This window comes from Amycolatopsis sp. NPDC005961 (assembly GCF_040629235.1).
Classification (GTDB): Bacteria; Actinomycetota; Actinomycetes; order Mycobacteriales; family Pseudonocardiaceae; genus Amycolatopsis; species Amycolatopsis camponoti.
In genome coordinates this window covers 35,951-53,075 of sequence record NZ_JBEXVF010000056.1, presented here as the reverse complement: position 1 = coordinate 53,075, position 17,125 = coordinate 35,951, and the positions used below count along the sequence as shown (strand labels likewise).

Annotated in this window: 17 protein-coding genes; 8 read left to right on the top strand and 9 right to left on the bottom strand. The window is 70.2% G+C overall.

Going from position 1 to position 17,125, the window contains the following annotated elements:
* Positions 1-3: 3 nt before the first annotated feature.
* The 4 genes from ABZ342_RS36195 to ABZ342_RS36180 form a co-directional block, all read right to left on the bottom strand.
* Entirely contained in the window at positions 4-1,698 is a 1,695-nt protein-coding gene (locus tag ABZ342_RS36195) for a bifunctional metallophosphatase/5'-nucleotidase (RefSeq protein ID WP_360482917.1), read from the bottom strand.
* A 114-nt stretch (positions 1,699-1,812) separates the two neighbouring features.
* Positions 1,813-2,592 (bottom strand): alpha/beta fold hydrolase, encoded by a 780-nt coding sequence (locus ABZ342_RS36190; RefSeq protein ID WP_360482914.1) that lies wholly within the window; start codon positions 2,590-2,592, stop codon positions 1,813-1,815.
* 51 nt (positions 2,593-2,643) lie between these two features.
* Positions 2,644-3,723 carry a Gfo/Idh/MocA family oxidoreductase gene (locus tag ABZ342_RS36185; RefSeq protein ID WP_360482911.1) on the bottom strand — a complete coding sequence of 360 codons (1,080 nt, stop codon included), beginning with the start codon at positions 3,721-3,723 and terminating at the stop codon, positions 2,644-2,646.
* A gap of 52 nt (positions 3,724-3,775) precedes the next feature.
* On the bottom strand, positions 3,776-4,249 hold the full coding sequence (locus ABZ342_RS36180) for a GNAT family N-acetyltransferase (RefSeq protein WP_155548154.1): 474 nt from the start codon (positions 4,247-4,249) through the stop codon (positions 3,776-3,778).
* Positions 4,250-4,537: 288 nt separating this feature from the next.
* Between ABZ342_RS36180 and ABZ342_RS36175 the strand changes: the two genes are divergently transcribed.
* The gene (locus tag ABZ342_RS36175; RefSeq protein WP_155548155.1) at positions 4,538-5,164 is read left to right on the top strand and encodes a VanZ family protein; all 627 of its coding nucleotides are present in this window, start codon (positions 4,538-4,540) and stop codon (positions 5,162-5,164) included.
* On the opposite strand, the gene ABZ342_RS36170 is transcribed toward ABZ342_RS36175, so the two are convergent.
* The gene (locus tag ABZ342_RS36170; RefSeq protein WP_196425799.1) at positions 5,105-5,281 is read right to left on the bottom strand and encodes a hypothetical protein; all 177 of its coding nucleotides are present in this window, start codon (positions 5,279-5,281) and stop codon (positions 5,105-5,107) included. The genes ABZ342_RS36175 and ABZ342_RS36170 overlap by 60 nt on opposite strands.
* 124 nt (positions 5,282-5,405) lie before the next feature.
* Between ABZ342_RS36170 and mug the strand changes: the two genes are divergently transcribed.
* The 5 genes from mug to ABZ342_RS36145 all read left to right on the top strand — a co-directional run bounded on the left by mug (position 5,406) and on the right by ABZ342_RS36145 (position 9,863).
* Positions 5,406-5,966, top strand: coding sequence for a G/U mismatch-specific DNA glycosylase (gene mug / locus ABZ342_RS36165; RefSeq protein WP_360482906.1), 561 nt, complete (start codon positions 5,406-5,408; stop codon positions 5,964-5,966).
* 285 nt (positions 5,967-6,251) lie between these two features.
* Positions 6,252-7,037: a response regulator transcription factor gene (locus tag ABZ342_RS36160; RefSeq protein WP_360482903.1), complete on the top strand. Its 786-nt coding sequence runs from the start codon at positions 6,252-6,254 to the stop codon at positions 7,035-7,037.
* A 138-nt stretch (positions 7,038-7,175) separates the two neighbouring features.
* The gene (locus tag ABZ342_RS36155) at positions 7,176-9,011 is read left to right on the top strand and encodes an acyl-CoA dehydrogenase (protein ID WP_155548158.1); all 1,836 of its coding nucleotides are present in this window, start codon (positions 7,176-7,178) and stop codon (positions 9,009-9,011) included.
* 134 nt (positions 9,012-9,145) lie between these two features.
* Positions 9,146-9,421 (top strand): GlsB/YeaQ/YmgE family stress response membrane protein, encoded by a 276-nt coding sequence (locus tag ABZ342_RS36150; protein ID WP_086671054.1) that lies wholly within the window; start codon positions 9,146-9,148, stop codon positions 9,419-9,421.
* A 148-nt stretch (positions 9,422-9,569) separates the two neighbouring features.
* Complete coding sequence (locus tag ABZ342_RS36145; RefSeq protein WP_360482899.1) at positions 9,570-9,863, top strand: GlsB/YeaQ/YmgE family stress response membrane protein; 294 nt, start codon at positions 9,570-9,572, stop codon at positions 9,861-9,863.
* Here the strand turns inward: ABZ342_RS36145 and ABZ342_RS36140 are convergent.
* Positions 9,853-11,241, bottom strand: a complete 1,389-nt coding sequence (locus ABZ342_RS36140) for an MFS transporter (protein ID WP_360482896.1) — start codon at positions 11,239-11,241, stop codon at positions 9,853-9,855. The two genes, ABZ342_RS36145 and ABZ342_RS36140, sit on opposite strands and share 11 nt — an antisense overlap.
* A gap of 120 nt (positions 11,242-11,361) precedes the next feature.
* Here ABZ342_RS36140 and ABZ342_RS36135 point away from each other — a divergent pair, with 120 nt between their 5' ends.
* Together ABZ342_RS36135 and ABZ342_RS36130 are read left to right on the top strand one after the other, a co-directional pair.
* Positions 11,362-12,201 carry a helix-turn-helix transcriptional regulator gene (locus ABZ342_RS36135; protein ID WP_360482893.1) on the top strand — a complete coding sequence of 280 codons (840 nt, stop codon included), beginning with the start codon at positions 11,362-11,364 and terminating at the stop codon, positions 12,199-12,201.
* Positions 12,198-12,905, top strand: coding sequence for a leucine-rich repeat domain-containing protein (locus ABZ342_RS36130; RefSeq protein ID WP_360482890.1), 708 nt, complete (start codon positions 12,198-12,200; stop codon positions 12,903-12,905). The genes ABZ342_RS36135 and ABZ342_RS36130 overlap by 4 nt, the downstream gene beginning before the upstream one ends.
* A gap of 4 nt (positions 12,906-12,909) precedes the next feature.
* Here the strand turns inward: ABZ342_RS36130 and ABZ342_RS36125 are convergent, their stop codons facing one another.
* From ABZ342_RS36125 to ABZ342_RS36115, 3 genes are read right to left on the bottom strand one after another with little or no spacing between them, the layout of a single operon-like run.
* A complete protein-coding gene (locus tag ABZ342_RS36125; RefSeq protein ID WP_360482887.1) occupies positions 12,910-14,877 on the bottom strand; it encodes a VanW family protein in 1,968 nt (655 codons plus the stop codon).
* An 8-nt stretch (positions 14,878-14,885) separates the two neighbouring features.
* Positions 14,886-15,218 carry a co-chaperone GroES gene (locus ABZ342_RS36120; protein ID WP_360482884.1) on the bottom strand — a complete coding sequence of 111 codons (333 nt, stop codon included), beginning with the start codon at positions 15,216-15,218 and terminating at the stop codon, positions 14,886-14,888.
* A 1-nt stretch (position 15,219) separates the two neighbouring features.
* Complete coding sequence (locus tag ABZ342_RS36115) at positions 15,220-17,034, bottom strand: NHL domain-containing thioredoxin family protein (RefSeq protein WP_360482950.1); 1,815 nt, start codon at positions 17,032-17,034, stop codon at positions 15,220-15,222.
* Between the last annotated feature and the right edge of the window lie 91 nt (positions 17,035-17,125).

The window sequence follows — 17,125 nt, the reverse complement described above, 5'->3', positions numbered from 1 at the left end:
GGATCACGGCAGCTGGTTGACCCGGTCCGCCGCGGGCGGGGCCAGGTTCGGGTGGGCGCCCAGGTACGCGACCAGCGCGTCCAGGTCCACCGGTCCGCCGGCCAGGTTGGTGCCCTTGGTGAACTCGGTGAAGCCGTCCCCGCCGGCGGCGAGGAAGTTGTTCACCGACACGCGGTACGTCGCCGCCGGGTCGACCGGCGTGCCGTTGACCGTGATGTTCGAGACCCGCGAGCCTTGCGCCGCCGACGCCGACCAGCTGTAGTGCAGCGAGCTCGAGATCTGCAGGAACTTCGGGTTCACGCCCGGCGCCCACTGCTGCTCCAGCACGTTCTTGAGGTTCGCGCCGGTCAGCGTGATCGTCTGCATGATGTTCGAGAACGGCTGGACGGTGAACGCCTCGCCGTAGGTCACCACGCCGTCGCCTTCACCGGCCGGCGACGACGCGTAGTTCAGGTCGGCGCGGATGCCACCCGGGTTGGTCATCGCGATGACCGCGCTGTTCGACTGCGTGCCCGCGAGCTGCGCGTCGGCGATGACGTCGCCGAGCGCCGACTCGCCGGCCGCGTTGCCCGCCGCCTTCAGGTCCTGGGTGATGGTGCCGATCTGCTTGTTCGCGATCGGGCCGGACTTCGCCACGGCGTCGGCGACCAGCGCCGCCACGGCCGGGTCCGGCGTGACCGTCCGCGTGACGATCTCGTTGAACGCCTTGGTCTGCGACCGCACGACGTCGCGCGTCTTCAGGTTGATCTTGAGGTCGACGACCGACAGCAGCCGGCCGAACGACGCGCCCTGGATGACCGGGCGCGGCTGGCCGGCCGGGTCGTTGATCACACAGTTGTACTGCTGGTGGCTGTGGCCGGTGAAGATCGCGTCGACCTTCGGGGTCACCGCCTTCGCGATCGCGGTGGCCGGCCCCGGCAGGACCTTGCAGTCGTTCGGGCCTTCGAGCTCGGTGCTGTCACCCTGGTGCATGAGCACGATCTGGGCCTTGACGCCGAAAAAGTCGAGCAGATTCGCCGTGCGGTTGATCGCCTCGACCTCGTCACCGAACTTCAGGCCCTTGATCGCCTCCGGCGTGACGACCGACGGCAGGTCCTTCAGCGTGGCGCCGATGACACCGATCGGCACGCCGCCCTCGAACTTGACGGTGAACGGCAACAGCGCGGGCAGACCGTTGGTGAAGTACACATTGGACCCGAGGAACGGGAACTTCGCACCGCTGAAGCTCTTCTCGAACTGGCACCCGTCCGTCGGGTGGCAGCCGCCGAACTGCATGCGCTGCAGTTCCTTGTAACCCTCGTCGAACTCGTGGTTGCCGACGACGGACGCGTTGACGCCCAGCATGTTCAGGAAGTCGATGGTCGGCTCGTCGTGGAACAGCGCCGAGGTCAGCGGCGACGCGCCGATGTTGTCGCCGGCGGACACGACGAACGAGTCGCGCACCTGCGAGCGAAGCTGCTTCACGTGCGTCGCCAGGTAAGCGGCGCCGCCGGCGTCCACAGTGGTCCCGTCGGACTGCCGGACGCGACCGCTGGAGCCGGCCGGCGGCTCGAGGTTGCCGTGCAGGTCGTTGAACCCGATGATCCGGACGTCGGTGGTGGGGTCCGGGCGCTGGCCCGCGGACGCGGGCGCGGTGGTCACCGCGGTCGTCGCCAGCGCGGCCGCGGCGAGCACCACGAGCCGGGTTGAAAGCCTCATGCGTGTTTCCTCCGATTCGCGCCCAAGGTCCCCAAACGGGCGCACGGCGGAGGATTCTGCCTCGCGAAGCAGTCACCGACCAGGGTCAAAAGACGGACGTAAAGCGAATGTCACCTAACGGCTTCCGTCGAGCAACACCCGCGCGACGAGTTCGGGGTCGTCGTTCATCGGCACGTGCCCGCAGCCCGGCAGCAGCCGGAACGTCCCCTGGGGAGCGACCTTCCGCAGGTCGGCGACGCGGGGGCGGGCGAGGATCCGGTCGTGCTCGGCCCAGGCGATCGTCACCGGAACGCCGGTGACCGGGCCGGTGAAGCGGAAGTCCCCACGCGACTGGGCGGCGGTCGGCTCGAAGCCCGGCGCGGTCGCGAGCGCGTGCGCGTCCTCGACGACGGCGTCCGGGGTCAGCAGGCCCGGCTTCCCGACGATCATCCCGACCAGCGCCCGGCGCCCGGCCGGGGTCGCGGCGATGCGGCGCACGACGTGCGGCGGCGTGCGCTGGGCGAGCGCACGGTGGGCCTTGAGCGTGGCGATCGCGTACATCTTCTGCGTCCGGTTCCACAGCCCGGCCGGCGACAAGGCCGTGACGCTGCGGACGAGCCCGGCCTGGCCGAGCGCCAGCGACAGCAGGCCGCCGAGCGAGTTGCCCGCGACGTGCGGGCGGTCCAGCCCCAGCTCGGTGAACAGCTCCTTGAACATCACCAGCGCGGGCTCGACGCCATAACCGCCGGACGGCTCGGGCGACTCGCCGAAGCCCGGCAGGTCCACGGCGATGACGTCACGATGCGGCGTGAGCAGCGGAAACACCGGCGCCCACGCCTGACGACGGTGGCCGATGCCGTGGATCAGCACCAGCGGCTCGCCCCGGCCCGCGCGGTCGTAGACAACGTCGTCCATTACCCGAGAGTAAGTCGGGCGTAGCGGAAAAGCTACTACCGTCGGTAACAGTTACTCTGCGTCCGGGTGAATCCGCGTCCCGGCGTCGGCGGACCGCTGGACGGCGTCCAGAACGCGGTGCACACGCAGTGCGTGCGCGAAGTCCGGCAGGTCGCCCTTGAGGTGCCGCGCGTAGGCGTGCGCCACGTTGTACGACGGCTCGGCACTGCGCCCGGCCAGCTGCGGCAGCTCGTAGCGGGTGGGCACGGTGAGCTTCTCCAGCACGCCGGTCCGGCTGCCGCGCAGCGTCAGCTTCGCGATCCAGAACAACGGGTCCGCGGCGGTGACGACCAGCGTGCCCTCGGTGCCGTTGATCTCCCAGTGGAAGTCCGTGGCGGGCGACGAGCCGCCACGCAGGTGCAGCGACGCGACGGCACCGCCTTTCAGCACGCCGCTGACGGCGATCTGGTCCGGCGCGGTCATCGCGACCGAGTCGCCGGTGACCTCGTCGCGCACCCGCGACCGGACGGTCGCCATCGTCGCCGACAGCTCGGCGAACCGGCCGAGGACCATGTCGAACGCGTCGACGGTGTGCGCGAACGGGATCGTCAGCATGGTCGCCCCGTTTTCGGGGTGCAGCTGGTAGTCGCGCCCGGCCCGGACCGACGGTCCCCAGTTGCCGCCCGAGCCGATCAACGACGTCGAGAGCACACGGCCGACGTACCCGTCCTTGATGAGGTCACGCAGGTAGCGCAACGCGGGTGCGGACCGTCCCTGCAGGCCGACCGCGGTCGGCTTCCCTCGAGCGGCTTCGGCCAGCGCCTCGGTTTCGGCCAGGCTCACGCCGAGCGGCCACTCGCTCAGCACCTGCTTGCCGGCGGCCAGGGCGGGCTCGATCAGCGCCCGGTGCTCGCTCACCTTCACCGCGACGACGACCAGGTCGACCTCCGGGTGCCGCGCCAGCTCCCCGGCGTCGCCGAAGGTCAGCGGCACGCCGCACTTCTCCCCGGCCACCCGCGCCGACTCGGCGCTGCTCCCGCTCAGCGCGCGGAGCTCGTAGCCGTCCACCGCGGCCAGCGCGGGCACGTGCGCGGTGGCGGCCCAGCCGCCGTTCGCGCTGAGCCCGACGATGCCGACCCGGAGCGGTGCCATGAGCGTTCCTTTCGTGGCCCTGTACAAGACTTCGACGTGCCGAGCGTCGTGGTCATTCCCGGGTCAGCGCAAGCCGCATCCGGTTACGTCTCCCTTTTCCGGTTATGACTTCGGACTCTCCGGTGAGGACGAAGCCGAGTCGCTCGTAGACGCGTCGCGCGCGGTCGTTCCCCTCGAAGACGTGCAGTCCGATCGCTTCCGCGCCGGCTTCTTCGGCCGCTTCGCGGACGGCTCCCATGAGGTCCGCGGCGACTCCGCGGCCACGAGCCTGTGGCGCAACCCACATCGAGTAGACCAGCCATTCCCGCTCCGCGGGCCAGCCGCAGACGAGCGCGACGGCGTCGTCGCCGTCGAACGCGGCGAACCAGGCCCGGTCGATCAGCCAGGCTCGCCAGTCGTCGTCCGGCTTGGCGCGTTCGACCGCTACGAGCGAGCCGAAGTTCTCGGGGGTGTCCGCCAGCGCGCGGAGCCGGATTTCGCGCAGCGCGGGGACGTCGTCGGGGGTCAGCCGTCGCACGTGGACCATTCGGGCACACTCGCACGCACCGAGGGTTCGGTAACACCCATTAACGCGCGCGCGATGTGGCGATCGACCCGGCAACTGGGGGAAGTATGGGCATCGAGGTCGTACTCGTGGTGCTGGCCGTCGTCGTGCTGCTGATCGGGGGCACGGTGTTCAGCGCGTGGCGGGCCGAGCGCTCGGAGGAACGCGAAGACGACTGACCGATCGGCGGGCCGCGGTCGGCCGGGTGGCCGATGGGGTCCGGCTCTTCGACCGAAGTGACGGCCGGTCAAGATCCATAACGTCGGTGGCATGACGAACGCACAGGTCACCGCCCTGCAGTACGGGTTCATCGGCTTCCTCGCGCTGTGGACCGTCGTGCTGGTGCCGCAGCTGATCACGCAGCTGGCCCGGCACGGTGGCCTGCGCCCGCGCGGCATCGCGACGACCGGCGCGGTGCTGCTGTACGGCTGCATGACCCTGGCGGTCGTCTTCCTGCCGCTGCCCGGCCCCGGCGCGCGCCGGCTGAGCCAGACCGCGCAGCTGCACCCGTTCCAGTGGATCACCGACATCCACACGGAGATGCTCAAGCACGGGTCGCAGTGGTTCATGACGCAGACGTTCCAGCAGGCGTGCCTGAACGTGCTGCTGTTCGTCCCGCTGGGGGTGTTCGCCCGGGTGCTGTGGCGCCGCGGCCTCACCGGCACGGTCCTGATCGGCTTCGCCGCGTCACTGGCGATCGAGTTCACCCAGGTCACGGCGAACTTCGGGACGGCACCGTACGTCTACCGCATCTTCGACGTGGACGACCTCATGAACAACACGTTCGGCGCGGGCGTCGGCTGGGTGTTCGGAGCGCTGCTGCTGGCGGTCCTGCGTTCACCGATCGGCGTGCAGCCGGCCCGGCGCGAGCGGGTCCACTTCGCCGAGACGCGCTAACCGCGCCTTCCGCTGCAGGGCGGCCCGCTTGGCGGCCCGGCGATCCTCGAGGACGACCACGAGAGCGGCGACAGCCAAGACGAGCGCGACCAGCCCGAGGACGATCGGAAGCTGCACGAAATCCTCCTCGGTACGGCGCTGTGCGGGAGATCACAACAGGTTACGCAGGTCTGTGGTCACTTCGCCACCCCCAGCGACGGGAGGCCGGTGAATTCTCGGCGGCGTGCCGGAAACTGGACCGGTGAGCACCCGACCCACGAAGGACCAGCTGGCCGCCGCGCAGGACACGACCATCCCGGACGTCATCGCCCCCGGCCTCGACGTCCTCTTCTGCGGCATCAACCCCGGCCTCTACTCCGGCGCGTTGAAGCTGCACTTCGCCCGCCCCGGCAACCGCTTCTGGCCCGCCCTCCACGCCGGCGGGTTCACGCCGCGGCGCTACGAGCCGAGCGAGCAGGAACAGCTGCTCGACCTGAAGCTCGGCATCACGAACGTCGTCGCCAGGACCACCGCCCGCGCCGACGAGCTGACCGCCGACGAGTTCCGCGAGGGCGGCAAGCTCCTGGAGGCGAAGGTGCTCGAGTACCGGCCGCGGTGGCTGGCCGTCGTCGGGATCACCGCCTACCGGACCGCGTTCGGCTTCCCGAAGGCGCGCGTCGGCCCGCAGGAGCACCGGATCGGGGACACCCACGTGTGGGTGCTGCCGAACCCGAGCGGCCTGAACGCGCACTGGACGCCGGCCGGGCTGGCGGTGGAGTTCGCGCGGCTGCGGACCGCATCCGAAGGTCGTCGAAATCGTTGAACAAGAAGCGGGCCACCCTCAGTAGCGCCAACCGCCCCATCAGGTCCTTTCCCGCCCGGTCGAGCCCACTTCCTTCAAGGGATTTCTACACAGAGTTTGCTGTGACTGAGCGATTAGGCCATGAGGGGGAGATGGCGTCATGAGCTGCGCAATCGCGACTCGTACCAAGCAGGAGGAGTCACTTTTGGCCGGTCCCGGCAGGGGGGACCGGACGGTGCCGGACGCGTGAACCGAGGGGTCGCGTCAGGCGTCCCCAGAGTGACGGCGCAGAGACGGAGGCCCACGATGCACGGCATCGAGCCCACCCGCAGGCCCACCGGGCCGGCCGGACCCGGCGGGCGAAGTCTCGGCGTGGCGGTCGTGGACCCGGTCCCGATCTTCCGCGACGGTCTCGGCGCGCTCGTCCACCGCAGCCAGGGGCTGCACTGGGCGGGCCAGGCGGCCAGCCACCACGCGGCGCTGCAGCTGTGCGAGCAGGTGAAACCGGACGTCGTCGTGCTCGACTCGGCACTCGACCCGAACTGCCACCTGACGAAGCTGCTCAACGCCGGCGACCCGGCGCTGATCATCGTCACGCTCATCCGGGACACGAACCGCACGCAGCAGTACCTCGCGACCGCGATCGCCGCGGGCGCGCACGCGATCGTGCCGCGGTCGATCGACTCGCGACGCCTCGCCGAAGCGATCCGGCGGGCCCACACCGAACGCCGGTACATCGACCCGGCGCTGGCCGCGCTCACCGCCCGGCCGAAGCGGTCGACCGTGCCGAAGGGCGACCTCGCCCACGACAGCCCCCCGGGGCCGCGCGGCGGGATGCCGCTGTCCCGGCGCGAGTACCAGGTGCTGCAGCTGGTCGCCGAGGGTCTCGAGAACTCGGCGATCGCGAAGCTGCTGTTCCTGTCCGTCGAGACGGTCCGGACCCACGTCAAGAGCATCCTGCGCAAGCTGTCCGCGCGGGACCGGACGCACGCCGTGACGATCGCCTTCCGGGGCGGGATACTGGTCGCCCGGGCCGAGGACGGTCACGTGCCCGTGACAGCCGACACAACAGCCCTTCCGGGGCAGCGCTGACCCCTGAAGAGACCCGGATTTCCCTACTCGGAAGTGCGGATCTGCTTGCTCCAGTTACCCGCAGGTAATATCCTGAAGTTACCGGCGAGTAAGGCGACGTGTGCCCGGCCGGGGAGCCGAACACATTGGAGTGACGACATGGGCCACTACAAGAGCAACGTCCGAGACCTGGAGTTCAACCTCTTCGAGGTCCTGGGCGTGCAGGAGCGCCTGGGCAAGGGTGTGCTCGCCGAGTCCGACGAAGAGACCGCCCGCGGTGTGCTGTCCGAGCTGAACAAGCTCGCGACCGGTCCGCTGGCCGAGTCCTTCGCCGACGCCGACCGCAACCCGCCCGTGTACGACCCGAAGACCTTCAGCGTCAAGATCCCCGAGTCGTTCAAGAAGAGCTACCAGCAGCTCCTCGACGGCGAGTGGTGGCGCCTCGGCCTCACCAACGACCTCGGCGGCTTCGGCCTGCCCCCCACGGTCCAGTGGGCCGCGTCCGAGCTCATCCTCGGCGCCAACGCCCCGCTGTTCATGTACCTGGCGGGCCCGAACTTCGCGATGATCGTGAACAAGAACGGCACCGAAGAGCAGAAGCACTGGGCCCAGCTGATGATCGACCGGGCCTGGGGCGCCACGATGGTGCTGACCGAGCCGGACGCCGGCTCCGACGTCGGCGCGGGCCGCACCAAGGCCACCAAGCAGGAGGACGGCTCCTGGCACATCGACGGCGTGAAGCGGTTCATCACCTCGGCCGAGCACGACATGAGCGAAAACATCATGCACCTCGTGCTGGCGCGTCCCGAGGGCCCCGGCATCGAGACCAAGCCGGGCACCAAGGGCCTGTCGCTGTTCCTGGTCCCGAAGTTCCACTTCGACTCGAAGACCGGCGAGCTGGGCGAGCGCAACGGCGCCTACGTCACGAACGTCGAGCACAAGATGGGCATCAAGGCCTCGACGACGTGTGAGCTGACCTTCGGCCAGCACGGCACCCCGGCCAAGGGCTGGCTGCTCGGCGAGGTCCACGACGGCATCGCGCAGATGTTCCAGGTCATCGAGTACGCCCGGATGATGGTCGGCACCAAGGCCATCGCGACGCTGTCGACGGGTTACCTCAACGCGCTCGAGTACGCCAAGGAGCGCGTCCAGGGCGCCGACCTGCCGAACATGCTGAACAAGGCCGCCCCGCGCGTCACCATCACGCACCACCCGGACGTCCGCCGCTCGCTGATGCTCCAGAAGGCGTACGCCGAGGGCCTCCGTGCGGTCTACCTGTACACGGCGTCCTTCCAGGACCAGCTGTGGACCGGCGAGGGTGACCAGAAGGTCGCGCACGGCGTCAACGACCTGCTGCTGCCGATCGTCAAGGGCGTCGGCTCCGAGCGCGCCACCGAGCAGCTCGTGCAGTCGCTGCAGACGCTGGGCGGTTCCGGCTTCCTGCAGGACTACCCGATCGAGCAGTACATCCGCGACGCCAAGATCGACTCGCTGTACGAGGGCACCACGGCGATCCAGTCGCTGGACTTCTTCTTCCGCAAGATCGTCCGCGACAAGGGCCAGTCGCTGGCCTTCGTCGCCGGCGAGATCACCAAGTTCATCGAGTCCGAGGCGGGCAACGGCCGGCTCAAGAACGAGCGCGGGCTGCTCAAGCAGGCCCTCGAGGACACCCAGGGCATGCTGGGCTCGCTGATCGGCTACCTGACGACGTCGCAGGAGGACCCGCAGAACATCAACAAGGTCGGCCAGCACACGGTCCGCCTGCTGATGTCGGTCGGCGACCTGCTCATCGGCTGGCAGCTGCTCAAGCACGCCGAGGTCGCCATCGCGAAGCTCGACGCGGGCGCGTCCGCCAAGGACGTCCCGTTCTACGAGGGCAAGATCGCCGTGGCGTCGTTCTTCTCGAAGCAGGTGCTGCCGGAGCTGACGGCTCGCCGCGCGATCGTCGAAGCCGCCGACAATGCGCTGATGGAGCTTGACGAAGCCGCCTTCTGATGGTCACGAAAAGGGCTCTCCTCACGTGAGGAGGGCCCTTTTCGCGTTTCAGGGTCCGGCGGTGCGGGCACTCCGCTCACCGAGTCCGACGGACCCGAGTGGCCGGGTTCGCGGATCCTTGAGAGGAGCAAGTGATGACTGTTGCCGGCATCGTCAGCGCACTCATCGTCGGGCTGATCATCGGTGTTCTGGGCCGGCTGGTCGCCCCCGGCAAGCAGAGCATCCCGATCTGGCTGACCATCGTGATCGGCATCATCGCCGCCTTCATCGGCACCGCGATCGCGCGCGGGCTCGGGTACGCCGACACCAATGGCATCGACTGGCTGGAGATCCTGACGCAGGTCGTCCTGGCCGCCATCGGGGTGAGCATCGCCGCCGGCGCCTACGGACGCCGTGGCGTGACGAGGTAAGCACCACCCAGGCCGATCCGGCCCGGTTCGCCTTCGGAGGCGAACCGGGCCGGATCTTTTTCGCCCTCACTCCTTCGGGGGTCTGCGCGGGCGACGCGCCGGGATCGGTGCCACCGTGGCGCTTATTGCGCTATCGGAGGAGGCAGCAGTGCTCGGCGGACTTTGGGGCATCATCTCGACGATCATCGTGGGCCTGATCCTGGGCGTGCTCGGCCGGCTGTTCGCGCCGGGCGACCAGAAGATCCCGATCTGGCTGACCATCGTCGTCGGCATCGTGGCCGCGTTCATCGGCAACTGGCTCGCGGGCGTGTTCGGCGTCAAGGACACGTCCGGCATCGACTGGATCCGGCACATCTTCCAGATCGTCGCCGCCGTCGTCGGGGTCATCGCGGCCTCGGCGATCTACGCGAAGGTCAAGGGCGGCAGCCGCACTACCGCCTGACGGCCAGACCTGCGCCGGCGAGCAGCAGCACGGCGGCGCAGGTCATCGTCGTGGTGAGCGCGGTCGCGGACGACGTCACGGCGAGCGTCAGGAACAGGCTGCCGAACGTGGCCACGCCGACGACCTGGCCCAGCTGCAGCGTGGTGGTCAGCAGACCGCTGACGTCCGCCGCGCGCTCGAGCGGGACGTGCGTCAGCGCGTTCACCATCAGGGAGCCGAACGCGGGGCCCATCGACAGCCCGAACAGCAGCAGGGCCACGAAGAACAGCGCGCCGCCGTCGCTCCCGAGGGCGAGCAGCGCGTAGGCGATCGCGGATCCCACGTAACCGCACGGGGTCAGCCAGGCGTGCACCCGCCGCGGCAGCCGGTTCCAGAAGAACCCGCACAGGCCGAAGACGACGCCGCCGGGAGCCATCGCCAGGCCGGCGGCCATCGCCGTCTTGCCGAGGCCCGACTGCAGGTGCAGCGACACGCAGAAGAGGAAGCCGCCGTAGGACGCGATGCCCGCCCCGAGCGTGGCCAGACCCGGCGCGACACCACGGATCTTGAGCACGGCCAGGTCGACGAGCGGATCGCGCACGCGGCGTTCCACGACCACGAACAGCACGGCCAGCAGAACGCCCACGGCGATCGATCCGTACGTCCAAGCGGGCCAGCCGGTTTCGTGCCCGAGCACCAGCGGCAGCACGACGAGGACCACGGCCGGCGCGGCGATCGCGAGTCCGGCGAGGTCGAGCCGGCGGCCGGCCTTCGCGGCGCCGCCGGGCAGCAGCTTCAGCGCGAACACCGCGACGAGCACGCCGATCGGGACGTTCACCAGGAAGATCGGCCGCCAGCCCGCGCCGAAGAGGTCGGCACCGACGAGCACGCCACCGAGCACCTGGCCGGCCACGAACGCGACCGAGATGACGGCGGTGTACGCGCTGAGCGCCTTGGCCCGCGCGGCGCCGGTGAACTGCGCCTGGATGACGCTGATGACCTGCGGCATCATCAGCGCGGCGCCCGCGCCCTGGGCGATCCGGGCGACGATCAGGGTCGCCGCGCCCGGCGCGAGGCCGCACAGCAGCGAGCAGACGGTGAAGGCGATCGTGCCGGTGACGAACAGCCGTCGCCGTCCGAACAGCTCGCCGAGGCGGGCGCCGGTGATCAGCAGCATCGCGTAGCCCACGGTGTAGCCGGAAACGACGAGCTGCAGCGCGGCGCCGGACGTGTGCAGGTCGGTGCGGATGCCGGTCATGGCGACGTTCACGACGGTGACGTCGAGCAGCGCCATGAACTGGCCGAGCAGCAGGACGGCCAGCAGGAACCACGGCCGCCGGTCCGGCCGGGCTGCCCGGTCCGTGGCCGGGCCGGCCGGTACAGAGGTGGTCAGAGTCATGGCTCCGAGCCTGCTTTTCCCTGGCGACGCGCGGAGAGAGCCTGCTGATGCTGGTGCTGGGAGTACCAGCGTCGCCGGTTGAGTCCAGAAACTGTCGTACCCCTCCGGCACCATGTCCGCATGACCCAGACCCAGGTCCGCACGAGCCGCCGGGAGGAGCTCGGCGCGTTCCTCAAGGCGTGCCGGGCGCGGATCGGCCCGGAGGAGGTCGGCCTCGCGCCCGGCCCACGCCGGCGTCTCAGCGGGTTGCGCCGGGAGGAGGTGGCGCTGCTCGCCGGCGTCGGCGTCACCTGGTACACGTGGCTGGAGCAGGGGCGGCCGATCAACGCGAGCTCGCAGGTGCTCGACGCGGTGGCGCGCACGCTGCGGATGGACCACCCGGAGCGGGAGCACCTCTACCGGCTGGCGGAGCTGACGCCGTCGCGGCTGCCGTCGACCGTGGAGCTGGTGCCGGACACGGTGCTCGAGGTGCTGCGCGCCCTCGATCCGCTGCCCGCCACGGTGGTCAACGGCCGGTTCGACATCCTGGAGTCGAACGCGGCCCAGGAGGAGATGTTCTGGGAGTGGCACAGCCTGCCGTGCCTGCACAAGAACCTGCTGTGGTGCTGCGTGACCGAGCCGAACGCGCGGCGGTTCCTCCTGAACTACGACGAGGAAGTCCCCTACATGGTCGCGCGGATGCGCACCGAGTACGGCAGGCACGTCGGCGACCCGTCCTGGGAAGAGGACATTCGCCGGCTGTCGGCGCTGAGCCCGGAGTTCGCCGAGCTGTGGGGGCGGCACGAGGTCGCGGAACCGCAGGCCCGGCTGCGGCGGCTGAACCACCCGCAGGCCGGCCGGCTGAACCTCCGGTTGACCGAGCTGGCGGTGTCCGAAGCGCCGGGACTGCGGATCCAGGTGTCCACTCCGGACGATGCCGGGAGCTGGGCGTTGCTGCCTTCGACGAGGCGGCCGTCATGACGGCGCTCGAGCTGAGCGGCCGGGGGCTGACGTCGTTTCCCTCGCTGCCACCGGGGGTGACCCGGCTCGACCTGTACAAGAACTCCCTTTCGGCGGTGCCCGCGTCGTTGTGGGAGCACACCGGGCTGGAGGTGCTCAACCTCGCGACGAACCGGCTTTCTTCGCTACCGCCGGGGATTTCGGCGCTCTCGTCGGTGCACACGCTGGACCTGGCGCACAACCGGTTCGAGTCATTGCCGGACGAGCTGGGCGAGCTGGCCGGGCTCACCGAGTACCTGTACGTCAGTGACAACCGGCTGACGGCGTTCCCTCCGGCGTGGTGCCGGTTGGGCCGGCTGCGGTACCTGGGCTGCACGGACAACCGGCTCACCGCGTTGCCGTCGGATCTGTCCGGGTTCTCTTCGCTGCGCGAACTCCGGTTGTACCGCAACGAGCTGACCGCGCTGCCGGAGTCGATCGGCACGCTCGGTGCCTTGCGGGAGCTGCACCTGCGGGGCAACCGGTTGACGTCGCTGCCCGCGTCGATCGGTTCGCTGACCGAGCTGCGTCAGCTGGACCTGCGGGAGAACCTCCTGGAGACCCTGCCGCCGTCGATGGCTCGACTGTCCAAACTGGACAAGCTGGATCTGCGGTGGAACAAGCACTTCCGGGAGCCGGCGTGGCTGCGCGACTTCGAGGAGGCGGGGTGCATGGTCCTTCGCTGACAACTCAACAGAGGATGGTCGGGCGCGGGCCGTAGGTCGCCGTGTGCGACGTCCGCCGGACCTCGGCGCCGCTCACGACGTCGTAAAGCACGCGGGTGTCGGTGACGCTGAAGCCGGGCGTCCCGATCGACGGCTGACACGGGTCGGTGCCGCTTCCGCCGAACTGGACCGGTGGCGGGTCACCCGATGTCTGGGCACCGGTCTGGCTCTCGACGCGGTAGTGGCGGGTGCCCCAGATCCGGACCGTCACGGAGTCGCCGGACACGACGGCCTGGACGGCGATCCCGGTCGGCGAGTCGTTCGTCAGCTTGAGCTCGACCGGGCTGCCGTCGGCGTTGACGGCCTTGGCGTCGCGGCCGACGGGGTAGCGGTCGAGGTAGCGATCGTGCTCGAGGTGGCCGCCGTCGGTCAGGCCCGCGAGGTAGCCCGCGTTGTACAAAGTGGACGCGAGCTGCGAGACGCCACCGCCGGTTACGGTCGCGCCGGTGCCGTCTTCGTCGGCCGGGGCGGGCACGTAGCCGTTGCCGGCGGTGCGCGGGCCGGAGCGGGCGCCGAGGCTGAACGTCTCGCCGGGCTTGACGATCGTGCCGGACACGCGGGCGGCGAGCGTCCGGTTGTTCGTCGCGGCCGGGCCGGCCAGGCCACCGGTGGTGAACTCGCCGACGACCTCCTTGATGCCGAGCGCGCTGGCGGCGTCGGTGGTCACGCCGGGCTTCGACGCGCTGTAGACGACGGGCAGGTCCCGGCCGTCGGTCTTCTTGAGGACGTCGATGAGCGGCAGGAAGGTCTTCTCCCAGTTGACCTTCCGGGCGTCCTCGGAGGGATCGACGGCGGGCTGGTCGCCGGTGAAGACGATCTGCGCGTCCTTGCCGTCGGTCTCGGTGCTCGCGAGCCCGTCCTTCAGGGCGGCCTGCAGCTTGCCCTGGTCGATGCGGACTTCGACGGCCCCGCCCTCGACCGCGGCGAACTGGAACGACGACGCGATCGTGGCCGGCGTGAGTGGGACGTCCTTGCCCTGCCCGTGCACGACGACCGGCTTCGCGACAGCGGGCACGACGATCTGCCGGTAGGCGGCCTGCACACCGGCCGCGGTCGCCTTGACGGGCGTGATCGCCATGCCGAGCTTGACCCCGCCGGGGTCGAGCCAGTGCTCGGTGACGGCGTGCACGGCGCCGGCGAGGTCGGTCAGCTGCTGGCCTTGCCGCGGCAGGACGGGGTAGGGCGTGACACCGCCGTCGCCGACGGCCATGAACCCGACCGAACCTTCGGTGGCCGGGTGGTTCAGCCTGCCCTCGGCGAGCTCGCGCACGGCTTGGGCGATCTGGTTCGGATCGGTCTGCGTGGCGACCCCGACCTCGCGGCTGGTGAAGAAGGACATGACCCGCGTGATCGGGCTGAGCGGCTGGTGCCCGGCGAGCCCGAGGGTGTTCGGCCAGTCGAGCCCGAGCCCGGACTTCGAGGGCACGAGCTCGGCCTGGACATCACCCCCGTGGACGACGACGGGCCGGATGAGCCGCGGCTCGAGTTCCTTGCGCAGCTTCGCTTCCGCTTCGGCATGGGTCAGCCCCCCGACCTCGACGCCGGCCACGGTCACCCCCCGCGGAACATCACCAGCGCTGGCGAGGAGGTCGATGGCGTAGAGGATGACGAAGAGCCCGAGCGCGATCCCGACGGACATCATGGTCCGGGCAAGACCGGTCCGAAGCCTCCGCGCGGCGGTCTCGGGGGCGGGCGGTGGAGCGGGGGTTTCGAGGAGTTCGCCGAGCAGATCCTCGGCGAAGAGATCAGTGGTGACGGCGGCCTCGGGCTCCGCGGTCGCGGCTTCGGGTTCAGCACTCGGCTCGGCGAGTTCCTCGGCGGCAAGAGGCTCGGCGGGCTCGGTTTCCCCGGGCGTGGGCTCGGCGGCCGGCTCCGGGGTCGCAGGCTCGCTCTCCCGCACCTCGGCGGGTTCGCGCACCTTGTCTTCTGCCACGCCCCCGCCTACAGGTACAGCCCCGTGCCGTGTTCGGTTCGCTCTGTTGCGACCGCGTGGATGTCGCGTTCGCGCATCACCAGGTGGCCCTCGCCGCGGATCTCGACCTCGAACTGGTCCTCCGGGTTGAAGAGCACGCGGTCGCCGGTCTTGACGTTGCGCACGCTGTTCCCGACGCCCAGCACGTCACCCCACGCGAGGCGGCGCGCTACCTGCGCTGTCGCCGGGATCACGATGCCGCCGCTGCTGCGGCGCTCGCCCTCGTCCGGGGCCAGCCTCACCAGCACCCGGTCGTGGAGCATCTGGATCTCGAGTTTCGCCCCGTCAGACACGGTTGGCATGCTACTCGGCGGGCTCTCCCGCCATGACCAGGCTCAGCTCGCGCGCCCCATCCGCTTGGATCCGCACCGGGACGCCCCAGTCCTGCCGCGTGATCCGGCACGCCGGGTGCTCGCCTCCGTCGTCGCAGCTCGCGGCCTGCGCGACGACCTGCAGCACGCCTTCGGTGACGCCTTCGGCCAGCAGGATCTTGCGCGACAGATCCGTGCCGGTGCCGACGCCGTCGGCCAGCAGCGACGGCGGTGACGCGCTGATCTCCAGCCGCGTCGACGGGCCGAAACGGTCGTCCAGCTTCTCGCCCGGCGGTGCCTGGAACACGACCGAAAAGTCGATCTCGCCCGGTGCGAGCACCGTCGGTGGCCGGCGTACGGCGTGTGCGTCGCCCGATACGAGCGTCGGCGCCGAGGACGAGTCCAGCGGGCCGATGCGGTTGCCCGCCGACTCGACGACCAGCAGCTCGCCGTCGTGCAGCAGCAGGCCCTGGGGCTCCGAAAGCCCGGTGGCGATCGTCGTCACTTGGCGCGTGAAGACGTCGAAGCGGCGTACGGCGCCGTTGTACGTGTCCGCGATCGCGATCTTGTCGCCGGGCAGCACGGCGAGGCCGAGCGGGTGCTGCAGCAGTGCCTGGTCGGCCGGGCCGTCGGTGTGGCCGAACGAAAACAGGTCGACGCCGATCGCCGTGTGCACGATGAACGACTCGCCGGCGGGCTCGATCCAGCGCAGCGCCGACGTCTCCGCGTCGACGAGCCACAGCTTGTCGCCGTCCGCGGCGAGGCCCGACGTCTGCGCGAAGAACGCTTCGCCGACGTCGCCGTCTCGGAGGCCTTCGACGGTCGTCCCGGCGAAGCGGCGGATCGTGCCGGAAACCGGGTCGAACACGCTCAGCGTGTGGTTGCCGGCCATCGCGACGACGACCCCGCCGGCCGCGCCGTACCAGGCGACGTCCCACGGGCTCGTGAGGTCGACCTCGACGCACTTGCCGGAGTCCGGTCCGGTGCGCCACTGCGCGCCGGTGCCCGCGACCGTCGTGACCTCGCCGGTGATCAGGTCGAGGCCGCGCAGCCGGTGACCGGCGGTGTCGGCGACGACGGCGTGGTAGCCGGCGCGCTCGGCGACGTCGTAGGGCAGCAGCGCGATGCCGGACGGCTCGGCGAACGTCGCGATGTCGAACGGACCGTCCTGGCCACCGCGTTCTCCGCTGCCGAAGCGCCGGATGACCGTCTCACCGTCCGAAGCGAACTCGACGACGGAGTGGTGCCCGGTGTCCGCGACGAGGACGCGTCCCTCGGCCGTCGCGACGGCCTTGCTCGGGAACCGCAGCTCGCTGGCCTGCTCCTCGACCGGGACGTACGGGCTGCCGCCGCGGCGAAGCGTCCCCTTCGCTTCGTGCTTCTTCACGAGGTCGGCGATGACGCGTCGAAGCGCCTCTCCGTGCCCTTCGCCCGCGGCGACGTGCACGACGTACCCCTCGGGGTCGACGACCGCCAGCGTCGGCCACGCGCGGACCGCGTACTGCGACCACAGCTCCATCTTCGGGTCGTTGACCACCGGGTGGTGCACCTCGTAGCGCCGGACCGCGGCTTCGATCGACGCGCGCTCGCCCTCGTGCAGGAACTTCGGCGAGTGGACGCCGATCGTGACGAGCACGTCCGCGAACTCGGCTTCGAGGGGGCGCAGCTCGTCGAGCACGTGGAGGCAGTTGATGCAGCCGCTGGTCCAGAAGTCCAGCAGGACGATGCGGCCGCGCAGCTCGGCGAGGGTCAGCGGGCGCCCGCCGGTGTTCAGCCAGACGTCGCCGCGCAGCTCGGGCGCGCGCACGCGGGCCTGCGGTCGGGGTGAGGTCACGGCAAGAGTGAACTACATGTGCTCACGCTCTGTTCCGAGGTTCCGCCGATGAGAGAACAAACTC